General features: G+C 74.7%; 11 protein-coding genes and 1 pseudogene. 5 read left to right on the forward strand and 7 right to left on the reverse strand.

Annotation, left to right across the window (positions count from 1 at the left end; all coding sequences use genetic code 11):
- Positions 1-347, forward strand: a pseudogene (locus IE249_RS35965) (SAM-dependent methyltransferase); the annotation flags it as partial.
- Between the two features lie 122 nt (positions 348-469).
- Positions 470-922: a DoxX family protein gene (locus IE249_RS02830; RefSeq protein WP_189703140.1), complete on the forward strand. Its 453-nt coding sequence runs from the start codon at positions 470-472 to the stop codon at positions 920-922.
- 32 nt (positions 923-954) lie between these two features.
- Here IE249_RS02830 and IE249_RS02835 read toward each other — a convergent pair whose 3' ends face one another.
- Positions 955-1,533, reverse strand: a complete 579-nt coding sequence (locus IE249_RS02835) for an RNA-binding S4 domain-containing protein (protein WP_189703141.1) — start codon at positions 1,531-1,533, stop codon at positions 955-957.
- 88 nt (positions 1,534-1,621) lie between these two features.
- Here IE249_RS02835 and IE249_RS02840 point away from each other — a divergent pair, with 88 nt between their 5' ends.
- Both IE249_RS02840 and pip read left to right on the forward strand, forming a co-directional pair.
- The gene (locus IE249_RS02840) at positions 1,622-2,332 is read left to right on the forward strand and encodes a uracil-DNA glycosylase (RefSeq protein ID WP_189703142.1); all 711 of its coding nucleotides are present in this window, start codon (positions 1,622-1,624) and stop codon (positions 2,330-2,332) included.
- Between the two features lie 37 nt (positions 2,333-2,369).
- A complete protein-coding gene (gene pip, locus IE249_RS02845; protein WP_189703143.1) occupies positions 2,370-3,332 on the forward strand; it encodes a prolyl aminopeptidase in 963 nt (320 codons plus the stop codon).
- Here the strand turns inward: pip and IE249_RS02850 are convergent, their stop codons facing one another.
- The 6 genes from IE249_RS02850 to IE249_RS02875 form a co-directional block, all read right to left on the reverse strand.
- Positions 3,333-3,731, reverse strand: a complete 399-nt coding sequence (locus IE249_RS02850) for a CU044_2847 family protein (protein WP_189703144.1) — start codon at positions 3,729-3,731, stop codon at positions 3,333-3,335. It abuts the gene before it with no gap.
- Between the two features lie 36 nt (positions 3,732-3,767).
- Positions 3,768-5,066, reverse strand: coding sequence for a type 2 periplasmic-binding domain-containing protein (locus IE249_RS02855; protein ID WP_189703145.1), 1,299 nt, complete (start codon positions 5,064-5,066; stop codon positions 3,768-3,770).
- Positions 5,063-6,013 carry a hypothetical protein gene (locus IE249_RS02860; protein ID WP_189703146.1) on the reverse strand — a complete coding sequence of 317 codons (951 nt, stop codon included), beginning with the start codon at positions 6,011-6,013 and terminating at the stop codon, positions 5,063-5,065. Before IE249_RS02860 ends, IE249_RS02855 begins: the two co-directional genes overlap by 4 nt.
- Positions 6,014-6,039: 26 nt before the next feature.
- On the reverse strand, positions 6,040-7,530 hold the full coding sequence (locus IE249_RS02865) for a vWA domain-containing protein (RefSeq protein ID WP_189703147.1): 1,491 nt from the start codon (positions 7,528-7,530) through the stop codon (positions 6,040-6,042).
- 62 nt (positions 7,531-7,592) lie between these two features.
- Entirely contained in the window at positions 7,593-9,737 is a 2,145-nt protein-coding gene (locus IE249_RS02870; protein ID WP_189703148.1) for a tetratricopeptide repeat protein, read from the reverse strand.
- Between the two features lie 4 nt (positions 9,738-9,741).
- Positions 9,742-11,475 carry a S1 family peptidase gene (locus IE249_RS02875; RefSeq protein ID WP_189703149.1) on the reverse strand — a complete coding sequence of 578 codons (1,734 nt, stop codon included), beginning with the start codon at positions 11,473-11,475 and terminating at the stop codon, positions 9,742-9,744.
- 269 nt (positions 11,476-11,744) lie between these two features.
- On the opposite strand from IE249_RS02875, the gene IE249_RS02880 reads away from it, so the two are divergent.
- On the forward strand, positions 11,745-11,927 hold the full coding sequence (locus IE249_RS02880) for a DUF8839 family protein (RefSeq protein ID WP_189703150.1): 183 nt from the start codon (positions 11,745-11,747) through the stop codon (positions 11,925-11,927).
- The last annotated feature ends 41 nt before the right edge of the window (positions 11,928-11,968 follow it).

Here is an 11,968-nt window from a genome sequence, read left to right on the forward strand (position 1 = left end):
CCGAGGTGCGGCGGGGCCTGCTGCGGTCCTGCGTCCGGCACCTGGCGGACGGCGGCTGTGTGCTGATCCAGCGGGAAGGGGCCGACTACCACCGCGATCTGCCGCGCGAGCGTGTGGACCCGGCCGGCTTCACCGTGCGGATCGCGTCGTCCGAGCCGGTCGGCGACGGGGTGCACTCGGTGCGGGCGGAGTACGTCTTCCCGGACGCGATCTGGACGCAGACGTTCCGGGCCCGCCCGCTCAGCGGGCAGCAGTTCGAGGAGGCACTGGCGGAGGCGGGGCTGAGGGTGGACCGGTATCTGACCGAGGACGAGGTGTGGGTGAGGGCGGTGACCATGGAGCGGTGATCAACAGGCACAGCCAACAGGCAGGAATCCGCGGGGAGTCCGGCGGTCGGCGATGAGTTCTGGGAGGGGGAGCGGTCTACCTCCACGCAAAGCAAGCCGGACCGCTTCCCCAGGAGAACACCATGTCGTCCCAGACCACCGCTCACGTCCCCTCGGTCACCACCGCCGCCCCGACCGGGTCCACGCGGGGCCGTCGTGCCGCTCGGGTCGCGCTGCGAGTCGTGCAGGTGCTGCTCGCGTTGTTCTACGCGCTCGCGAGCGCCCTGCCCAAACTCATCGCGCACCCCTCGGCCGCCGAGTCCTTCGACAAGATCGGCTGGGGCAGCGCGGGGATGTACGCCATCGGCGCGCTCGAACTGGCCGGAGCGGTCGCGCTGCTGGTCCCGGTGCTGCAGTCGGTTGCGGCGATCGCGCTGAGCGCGCTGATGGTGGGCGCGTTCGTCGTCCAGCTCACCGTCTTCGACGGGCAGAATGCGGCGACCCCCCTCATCCTCATCGTGCCGCTCGCCCTGATCGCCTGGGCGCGGCGGGACCACAACGCCGACCTGCTGCGGCTCGTACGGCGGCACGGCTGAGCCCGTACGACGCCGGCGTCACCGGTCGGCGCTCACCGCTCCCGCGGGCGGCCGCCGAGGCCGCCCGCGTCGCGCAGCCGCTCCAGGTCGCGCAGGCGTTCCAGCTCGCGGCGGTCGCGCTTGGTGGGGCGGCCCGTGCCCCGGTCGCGGACGCCGATCGGGGCGACGGCCTCGCGGGGCGGAGGCGGTGGGGAGTTGTCGACGTAGCACTGGGCGGCCACGGGGGCACCGACACGCTTGCGGATCAGCCGCTTGACCACGACGATCCGCTCGCGGCCCTCGTGCCGCAGGCGCACCTCGTCGCCGACGCGGACGGAGTGGGCGGGCTTCACCCGCTCCCCGTTCACCCGGACGTGCCCGCCCCGGCAGGCGGTGGCCCCGACGGACCGCGTCTTGACCAGGCGCACCGCCCAGATCCAGCTGTCGATCCGCACGGTCTCACCGCTCGCCGGACCGGCCGCCTCGGCCGCGGCGATGGCGGCGACGACCTTGGGATCGACGGCGCCCCCGGCCGCCCGGGCGGCCGAGGGCGTCCCACTGCCCGCGCCGCCGGCCGCGTCACCGGCCGTGTCGTCGGCCGGGGCGCGGTCGATGTCGTGCTCGGAAACCATGGCACCGACCTTAGCCGCCCCCGCCCGTGCTACCGCCCGAATTTCCCGCCCCCGCGGTGGCCCGGTCGTGAGGCCCTACGGTGGGGGCATGGACACCAGCAGCCTCTCCGCCCTCGACCGGCGGATCGCGGACTGCCGGGCCTGTCCGCGGCTGGTCGCCTGGCGGGAGGAAGTGGCCCGTACCAAGCGCGCCGCGTTCGCCGACTGGACGTACTGGGGCCGGCCGGTGCCCGGATTCGGGCCGGCGGACGCCCGGCTGATGATCATCGGTCTCGCCCCGGCCGCCCACGGCGGCAACCGCACCGGACGCATGTTCACCGGCGACCGCTCCGGAGACGTGCTCTACCAGGCGCTGTACGACGTGGGGCTCGCCTCGCAGCCCACCTCCGTCAGCGCCGACGACGGACTACGGCTCCACGGCGTGCGGATCACCTCGCCGGTGCACTGCGCCCCGCCCGCCAACAAGCCCACGCCCGGCGAGCGGGACACCTGCCGGCCCTGGCTCGTGCAGGAACTGCGGCTGCTGCGGCCGACGCTGCGGGCGGTGGTGGTGCTCGGCGCGTTCGGCTGGCAGGCCGCGCTGCCGGCGTTCGCCGAGGCGGGCTGGACGGTGCCGCGTCCCCGCCCCGCCTTCGCCCACGGCACGCGCGTGCCGCTCGACGGCATCGACCTCTTCGGCTGCTTCCACGTCAGCCAGCGCAACACCTTCACCGGAAGACTGACCCCGGACATGCTCCGCACCGTCCTGCGCACGGCGGCCCGGGCGGCCGGACTGCCGTATCAGGACAACGGCGAATAGGGCGACGCCGGCGCCGTGGGGAGGCTACGGTGCCCGGATGGGTCTGTATCCGGAGATCGAACCGTACGACCACGGCATGCTCGACGTCGGCGACGGCAACCGCGTCCACTGGGAGACCTGCGGCAACCCGGACGGCACACCCGCGCTGATGCTGCACGGCGGACCGGGCTCCGGCTGCACACCCCGCTACCGCCGGTACTGCGACCCGGCCGCCTATCGCATCGTCCTGCTTGACCAGCGCGGTTGCGGACGCTCCACCCCGCACGCGAGCGCCCACGACACCGACATGAGCGTCAACACGACGGCCCATGTGATGGCAGACCTGGAGCTCCTGCGCCGCCACCTCGGGATCGGGCGATGGCTGGTGTGGGGGGTGTCGTGGGGATCGGTCCTGGCCCTGCGCTACGCCCAGACGCACCCGGACGCCGTCCGCGCGCTCGTGCTGACGGGAGTCGCCACCGGTTCCAACGCCGAGGTGAACCTGCTGACCCACGGCCTGGGGAGGGTCTTCCCGCAGGCCTACGAGCGCTTCCTCGCCGGGCTCCCCGAACCCGAGCGGGACGGCAACCTCGCGGCCGCGTACAACCGGCTCATCGAGTCCCCGGACCCCGCCGTGCGCGAGCGCGCGGCGCGCGCCTGGACCGACTGGGAGACGGCGATCGTCCCCGCCCCGCCGCGCTCCGTCGAACGCTACGAGGACCCCGTCTTCCGCATGGGCTTCGCCCGCACGGTCACCCACTACTGGGGCAACGACCACTTCCTGGGAGAGGGCAACGACGAGGGCGTGGTGCTTCGCGACGCCCACCTGCTCAAGGGCATCCCCGGCACCATCGTCCAGGGCAGCCTCGACCTCGCCAACCTCATCGGCACCCCCTGGCGGCTCCACCACGCCTGGCCCGGCAGCGAACTGATCGTCGTCGACGAGACGGGCCACGGCCCCTCCACCCCCGCAGCGGTGGACGCCCTGATCGCAGCCACGGACAAGTACGCGAAACGCTAGTCACGTGGTGGAGGAGGTCTCCTCGTCGGGGTCGGCGTCGTCGTCGTCCGGGGCGGTGGGGGACGGGGAGTGCCCCCGGGTGGTGGGCGGGGTGGCGGACCAGCGGAGGGTCACGTCCAGGTGGGCGCCTGTCCTGGCGCCGGCGACGACCGCGCCGAGCCTCGCGTCCAGGACCACGCCGAAGGCGACCTCGACCTCCTCGGGGCGCTGGGCGAGGGAGCGGAACTCGCCGATGACCTCGGCGGCGGCGGAGGTGATCGGGGCCAGGGCCTGGCGCAGGGTGCGTTCGGCGGTTTCCAGGCGGCTGCCGAGGCCCACGGCCCCCGTGCCCGCCCGGGCCGGCGGGGCCACGAGCACGACGCTGCCGTCGGAGAGGGTGAACTGGACTGCGTCCGGCATGGCGGGGCTCCTAGGGGACCTGGGATGTGTGTCCGGTCAGGGGATGGCGCAGAGCCGGTTCGCGGGCACCGGGGACTTCCCCGAAGGCCCGAGCCTGGTCTGCAACTGGTCGAGCTTGGACAACAGCGGCATCGGATCGGAGCCGTCCTGCGCCACGTACGTGAGCACGGCCCGGTAGAAGGCGGCGGACACGTCGGGCGTCATCGCGTCGGCGGCGCCGAAGCACAAGGTGTTGCCCGAGCCCGGGCGCAGCATCTCGGCGACGCGCTGCTGGACGCCCCGGTTGTGGTACTCGGTCACCTTGGTGTTGGCCGAGAAGGCGTAGCCCCCGGGCTGGTCCACCCACAACTGCTGCGCCGCGGCGCTCGCCAGGTAGGCGGCGAGGGCGTCGGCGTGCGGGTTGCCGGTGGTGAACTTGCCGACGAAGTCGGCCGAGACCTCCAGCCGGTGCTTCGCGGACGACGGCGCGAAGTCGTACCGTTCGCGCTGGACGTCCGCGGCGTGGAAGCCCATGGCGGACAGCGCGCCGTGGGCGAGCGAGCACTTGGGCGGTGTGCTGGTCATCCCGCCGGCCGCCTCGCTGAACATCTGCGTGGAGGCCCGCTCGGCGCCGGTGCCGACCAGGCCGCGCCAGTCGCGCCAGGCCGCGGCCACCTCCTTCCAGGGCCGCCCGCCCGACAGCCACTGCTCGTAGGCGCCGGTGCCCTGCCGGTCGAGGACGAGGTCGGCGATCCAGTCGGCGCCGGGCCAGCCGGACGTGGGACCCGACTCCAGGCCGAGGCACCAGGCACCGGGATGCGCCTTGGCGAAGGACCGCACCGCCGCCGTGTCCCGCGCCCGCCCGACCGTCTCCGGGGTGAACCACACCAGGCTCTTGACGTCCACCTTGACCGGCAGCGCGTAGACCCGGTTCCGCACCCTCGTCAGGCCCTGGAACGGCTGCAGGAAGGTGTCCGTGGCCGTCGCGAGCGGCTTGAGGCCCTTGTCGTGGTCGGCGTACGTGTAGATGGCGCCCACGCTCGGCAGGATGGCGAGGTCCGGTGGCGCACCGGCCCCGACCGCGGCGTCCAGCTGCTGGGTCAGGGCGCGGGTGACCTGCACGTGCACACGGACCCCGCGGTCGTGCTCGAACCGCCTGATCACCGCGTTGAAGGCCGCGAACTCGTCGCCCGACCAGGGCACCATGATCGTCACACTGCCGTCGCGTCCGCCGCCGCTGCCACAGCCGGCCCCGGCCAGCAGCACGACGAGGACCAGCAGGCAGCGAGCCAGGCGTGAGACGCGGCCGGCCTGACGCGAGACGCCGCGCGCCCGGCGCGCCCCGAGTGTTCTCATGACCGCGGAAACCTGTACTCGGCCAGACGGGGGCGGTAGGCCAGCCAGGCGAGCACGCCCGCGGTGGCCAACAGGGCCAGCGCGAGCGCCGTGGTCCAGGGCGCCGCGAACGGCGTGTGCCCGGTCAGGCGCCCCGCCGCGTAACGGCACAGCACGCTGGTGGTGACGCCGACCGCGGCCGTGGCCAGCAGCGCGAGCAGCAGACGCGGACTGACGTACCGCCGGAAGCTGCGCGCCACCACGTCGGCGGTGGCCAGCACGCACAGGAACATCACGAACGCCGGGCCGACGAGCAGCGCCCAGACGTGGGCGGGGTCGAGCCAGTTGGAGTTCTGCTGCCGTCCGAGGGCGTCGCGCTGCTGCTGCTGGAGGTCGGCGAGCGAGTTCAGCAGGCCGCCCGTGTACGGGATGGGCCGCTTGGTCACCCTGTCCTGCTCGCGCGGCGCGGTCAGGGCCTGGAGTGCGGCGTTCAGCCCCGCCGGGCCGCTGCGGTCGTAGTCGCGGACCGCGGTGTCGGCCAGCTGCACGCTGGTGGTCAACTGGCCCTGCACGAACTGGATCTGGATGAGCCCCTGCTGCCCGTCCGCGTTGCCCTCGGTCGCGGAGGTCACCAGGGAGTTGACGCGTGCGGTGGCGTTGGCGAACTCCGTGCCGGTGCCGATCAGGGCGACCTCGCCGGTGCCGGCGGCGTTTCTCAGCGCCGTGGTGGCCCGCGCGGCCTCCTCCCGGGCGTCGCCGAGGTTGCGGACGGCCGCGTCGGTGCGCTTGGCCGCGGTGATCTGACGGCCGGCCTGGGCCGAGACCAGCAGGTACAGCAGGGCCGTGGCCAGCACCATCGCCAGGACGCCGGCCCGCAGCCGGCGCAGCACCGTGGTCGGATGCGTCCCGCGCAGCCGGTCCCGCCGGCGCGAGACGAAGTCCCGCAGGGACCAGCCGTCCCGTAACACCCCTCCCGACGCTCCTCCCGCCCCGGTCACGAGGCGTCCACGGGCGTGTCGTTCGTGGGTACGTCCGGAGTGCCGTTCGCCGGTACGTCCCCGAAGCGGTGGCCGCACTCCTCGCAGAACCGGCCCGTGCCCATGGCGGCCGTGGTGCCGCAGCGCGGGCACACGCGGGGCAACACGCCCTCGCCGGGCGGGACCTCCGCGCCCTCCGGACCCGCGGCGTCCAACGCGTCCACCGGCGGCGCGGCGGTCCTGGTCGACTCGAGCCCCAGTCGCTGCATCTGCCCGCGCGGGGCGTCGCGTCGCACCCGGGGCCGTCCGTCGGGGCCGGTCACCGCGACCGAGCGCAGCAGCCGCAGCCGCACGCCGTCCCGCAGGTCCTCGGCCAGGCCCAGCGCGATCCGCAGCTCCCGGTCCGCCCGCTCGAAGTCGCCCCGCTGCTGGGCGTCGGCGCAGGCACGCATGGCCATGCCGAGCTCGCGCTCGTTCTCGACCCGGGTGAGGTGCGGGGAGCGCGGAATGCCGAACCCGGCCGCGCCCCGCCGCCGTACGGCCATCGAACGGGTCTCGGAGCACGCTTCGCGGGCGCCGTCCAAGGCCTCGGCGTGCAGGGTGAGGCGGGCGGCGCGCAGATTCTCCCCGACCGGCAGCGCGGCGGGGTCGAAGCTCAGCGACACCTGGTACTGGCGGGCCTCGCCGGGCGACCAGGGGCCCAGCGGTACGTGGGTCTCGCTGCCTTGCTCCTGACGTGCCGTCAGCTCGGCTTCCACCGGCCGCGTCTGGCGTACGAAGTCCAGCCGGAACCGTTCGTTGAGACGCAGGCCCAGATACACGCGGGCCACGGCGATGCGCTGCGCCTGCCGCATCAGCCGGGTGAAGTCCCCGGTGAGGTCGGTGACGTCGACGACGGCCTCTGCGCCGCCGTGCAGCGCCTCGGTGATCCGCAGCAGCTCCTCGTAGTTCCAGTCCTCACCGAGCCCGCGGGCGTCGCACACGAACCGGTCGGTGCACGCGTCGAGCACCGCGCGCAGCTGCTCGGGCGTCTCGTGCTCGTCCTTGCCGTCGGTGTAGAGGACCGCGTGGCGCACGGCGCCGGGGGAGCGGTCGGCGGCGAAGAGCCGGTCGGCGCAGGCCAGCCACTGCCCGATCGCCGTCCCGCCCTCGGCCTGCTGCGCGGCGACCCGGGCCTTGGCGGCCTCCCTGACGCCGGTGTCGACGGGGACGAGGCCCCCGTCGGGCGGAAAGACCACCTCGGCCAGGTGGTTGCCTGCGACGACCCCCAGGCGCGTACCGTCGCGCAGGGTGTCGATGGCCGCGCACACCGCGCGCTTGGCCTCGTCCAGCTTGCCCCGGCCCGCCATGGACAGCGACCGGTCCATGATGAGGACCTCCGCGGCCGGCGTCCGCGGCGCGGCCCCCCGGCCGGGGCGGGCCCGGACGGTGACGAGGGCGTCCGCGCGCCGCGCGTCGTGCGCGAGGTCTTCGGGCGCGTCCACTTCGACGGCGAAATCGAGTCCCAAGGGCGACCTGTCCCCCACCGGCACCACCCTGACCGCTTCGTTGCGTGTCCCTGCGTAACCCGTCAGAAGCTTAACGTGTTGGCGGTGCGTCCGAAACGGGAGTGACGGGCTCCGCCCCGGCGCCATGGTCGTGCCCAACGCAGCGGCGGGCGAAGCCGGTTGGCGAGGTCGACCAGTGCGACGTACTCCCGTTCGGTGGCCGCGTGCGCGCCCAGCGCGCGGACCGCCTCCGACAGCCGCAGCCGGTCCGGGGCGCGCAGGAACTCCGCGTACTGGATCTCCGCCCGCAGCCCCGCCGCCGCGGCCTCCTCCACCTCCAGCCCGGCCACCGCCTCACGGGCCCGGGCCAGGTCCTCCTCGGTGACTTCGCCGTGCTCCGCCGGCGTGAGGGGCATGACCAGCAGGCGCACGGCCGCGACGCGCGCCTCGCGCTCGTAGCGGAACTCCCCGGCCAGCCGCTCCGCCACGGCCACCGCGTCCGCGCGCCGCCCGGCCGACTGCTGCACCCGCGCCAGTCCGAACCCCGCCGCGCCGAGCGCGGGCGTGGTGGCGAAGACGGTGCCGTAGTGGGACCGCGCGACCTCCAGGTCCTCTCGCCCGCCGCGCAGTTCCGCGCACAGACCGAGCGCGAGCTGCGGGACCAGCTCGCCCGGCAGCGTTCTTCGTACGTCGGTGAAGTGGCCGGTGGCCAGGGCCGCGTCCCCGCGCGCGAGCGCGATCAGCCCCGCGTACCAGGAACCCAGCCAGTGCCACTCGGGCAGGTCCGCGGCGGCGAGGGCCCGCTCGGCCGCCGCGAGGTCCCGCCGGCGCAGCGCCAGCCTGCTCTCGGCCAGCGCGCCGCCGGCCGCCTCCGGAACCGGGTCGTCGGGATCGGAGAGCGGAGCGGGCAGCGCCACCGCCACGTCCGCGGCGGCCGGCGCGGAGAAGGGCGCGGGCATCGACAGCCGCCCCCGGTCGTCGGCCGTGGCGCGGACCCAGTGGGCGAGCGGGCGCGCCGCGCCGAGCCCACCGTGCAGCGGCTCGGTCATCGAGCCGAACAGCGCGGAGGGACGCGTCACCTGGCGGCCCGTCGGCGCGGCCGCCACGATCTGGCGGATCACTCCGCTGAGCTGCTCCCCGAACTGCCGCGCGGAGACGAACCGGCGTCCGGGCACGGCGGTGTCCGTGGCCCGGTCCAGCAGCAGCATCAGCGAGTCCACCCCGGGCGCCGCCCGGTCGCCCCCGTGCGCCCGGCACACCTCGCGCAGCGTCATGCCGAGCCCGTACAGGTCGAAGCCCCCGGTGGGCCGTATGTGCTCCGGATCGCCCTCCGGAGGCGCGTACGCCCTGGTGTACGCGACCACCGGCCCGGTGTCCTTCTCGCGGGAGCGGACCGCGCCGAAGTCGATCAGCCGCACCCGGTCCAGCGGCCCGGCGGGGGACTCCTCGCGGTACCGGATGATGTTCAGGGGTTTGACGTCGCAGTGCAGCAGGCCCCTGGCGTGCAGGTAGTCGAGTGCCTGAAGGACGCGGACGCCGTGCGCGAGCAGGGTCTCGAGGCGGTCGCCGTCCCGCGCGGAGAGCGGATCGCCCGGCACGTACTCCAGCACCAGGTGCGGGCCCTCCCGCTCGTAGCCGAGGATGCGGACGATGCTGTCGTGCCGGAGCCCGACCAGCACGTCCCGCTCGTGCTCGGCGGTCGCGGCCACGGAGCGGTTGAGGGCCTTGACGACGACGTGCGTGCTCAGGTTCCGGTCGTGCGCCAGGTACGCCGCCCCGTAGGCGCCCGAGCCGAGGACGCGCTCCACGGCGTAGCGCCCCGCGATGGTCAGGCCGTGCGGCTGGGCGAAGTCGTAGCGCGTGCCGCAGTGCGCGCAGAAGCCCGCGACACGGCCCGGCGTGCCGCCCTGCCCGCGCCCGACCGGGCGCCCGCAGCCGGGGTTGGGGCAGAAGCGGTGCTCCTCGGCGACGGGACCGGCCGCTCCGGCCGGGACGGCGGGCGCCTCGGGCGCGTGACCGTCGCCCGCCAGGGCCAGGCCGTACCAGGGGTCGGGGCGCACGGGCGCCACCCCCACGCTCGCGCCGCGCCCCGGTCCCCGTCCCGGTCCGGCATCCCGGCCGGCGGCCGCGGCACGGTCCGGCGGCAGCGGCTCGCGGTCGCACTCGGTGCAGAAGCCGCTGTCGTCGATCTCGCCGCGGCCACAGTCGGGGCGATTGCACATCCGCATGGCGTCACCCTTCGTCGATCCGGCGGTTGACCTCGTCCACGTAGCGCCTCACCAGGGTCCGGGCCGCGGTGAGGTCGATCGGCGCCGTCCGCAGCGCACGTGCGGCGGGCGCGTGCAGCTCGGCGAGCCTGCGGTCCTCCTCGCCGAAGAACCGGGCGGCCCGCACCCGGTGCAGCTCCAGGCTCGTGGTGAGGTCCTGGTGAGCCGTGATCATGCGCCGTAGTGCGCGCTCGTAGTGCTCGGATTCGGCACGCGCCCGCACGGCGTCGTCGTGCAGCGCGGCGAGCTCCGGATTCGGCTCGGTCTTGCGGGCCACCGCCAGCCGCACCCGCAGCCGTGGCGCGGCCGCGTGCGGCAGCCGGGGCGCGCCGAAGAAGTGCGCCCCCCACTCCCGCTCCAGCCGTGCCGCGGCCTCCTCCGCCGCGGCCAGCCGCCCGACCGCCGACTGCGTCCGGGCGGAGCTCACCGGCCGCGCCACGGCGCCGGCGCGCAGCGGCTCGGGGTCGAGGGAGACGTCGTAGGGCAGGTCGTCCGGCGGCCGGTCCACGAAGCCCAGCACCAGCCGCATCCCGCGCGAACGGGCCCGCCCGGCCAGCGGCGCCAGCAGCTCCCGGACGAGCGCGCCGGGATCGGCGGCCCGGTCGACGCCGCCGATCACGACACAGGCGGGCGGCCTGCGGCGCAGCAGCCGGCGCGCCACGTCCCGCGTCGAGCCGGAGCCGAGCCCGAACCGGCCCGCCAGATAGTCCCGCACCTCGGCGACGGACCGGTCCCGGGCGTCGTAGGCGGCGTCGATGGAGCCGAGTCCGAGGACCGTGTCGCCCGGCGCACCGGTCAGCTCGCCGTCGGAGGCGGCCGCCCGGGCCGCCGGGTCGGCGGTGCGCACCAGCCGCACCAGCCAGGAGGAACCCACCCCGGTCGTGCCGCCGGTGCCCACGACGGCGGTCCCCGTCCAGCCGCCGCCCAGCAGCCGGGTCAGCTCCCGGGTCAGCGCCAGGCGCAGCGGATCGCCCAGCACGTCGGCGGGCGATTCGTCGTGGTACGGGCCCATTTCGTCGGTGCGGTCGCCGTCGGTGAACTCACCGATCCGGGGCAGGTACGCCAGCACCGACTCGGTGGGCAGCATCCACGCCGCCCGGGCGTCGCCGTTGACGTAGTCGGCCACCACCATGCCGATGACATGGCCCTTGAACTCGCCGTCCCGCGCCACCACCCCGGCGCCCGAGTAGCCCTTCTCGATCCACGGGTCGCCCTCGCGCAGCCGCCGCAGCAGCCCCCACTCGCCCTCCCGGCCGCCGGCCCCCGCGAGCTCCGCCTCCGTCCAGATGCCGTACGGCTCCGCCGCCGGAAAGCCGTAGACCCCGACCCTGACCCCGGAGATCGGCACCTTCCACAGAGTGGTCCGGGTGCCGCAGGGGGCCGGCTCGTCCAGCTCGAGCAGGGCCACGTCACCCCGGCGGGTGCCGTCCTCGTGCACCCAGGAGCCCGGCGGCACGCGCGCGGTGCGCGTCCACTCGGGGCGGCAGGCCACGCTGGTGATCCGGAGACGGGGCGCCCCGCACCCGGGCGCCGTGCCCGGTGCCGCCGCGCCACCGGGTGCCGCCCCGGCGTAGCGGACCACGTGGGCGCAGGTCAGCACATGGCGGTCGTCGAGCAGGACCCCGGCACCGCAGACCGCCCCCCGCTCGTCGTCCACCCTCACCCGCCACGGATCGTCCCTGTGATCGTGCAGCGCCATGGGTCCAAGGTATGTCAACGACCGCCCCATGAGCCCGAGTTGTCGTCAACAGACCCTTACGGGCGCGAGGACGGCGTCTCGGGTGAAAGGTGAACACGGGGTGTACGCGAGTTGACGCGAAAAGTGATCGACAGGGCCGGAAGTGTGAGGTGAGACGCACTTTCGGCGTTGAACGCGTGTCAAGTACGTCTCAATACCGTCACCGGCCGAGGCGCTCGCCCCATGCTTGGCGTTTAACTCTACGAGTACAGCGCTACATGGAGGTGCAGGTGAACGGGCGAACGGTGCTCGAGCGCTTTCCCGCCGGCGGTCCGCGCGGGTCGTGGCCGGCGGAGGAGTTCGCGCATGCGCGGCGTCTGGAGGGCCTGGCGGCGGAGGTCGTGATGGACCTCGCGACGGACACCTTCCTGGTGATCGTCCGCGGCGAGCAGGGCGGTGACGCGACCGCGTGACGTCGGGGTGCGCGGGGGTCACCCGCGTGCCCGCGCGGGTG

Origin of the sequence: Streptomyces anandii JCM 4720, assembly GCF_014650655.1 — a bacterium.
Classification (GTDB): Bacteria; Actinomycetota; Actinomycetes; order Streptomycetales; family Streptomycetaceae; genus Streptomyces; species Streptomyces anandii.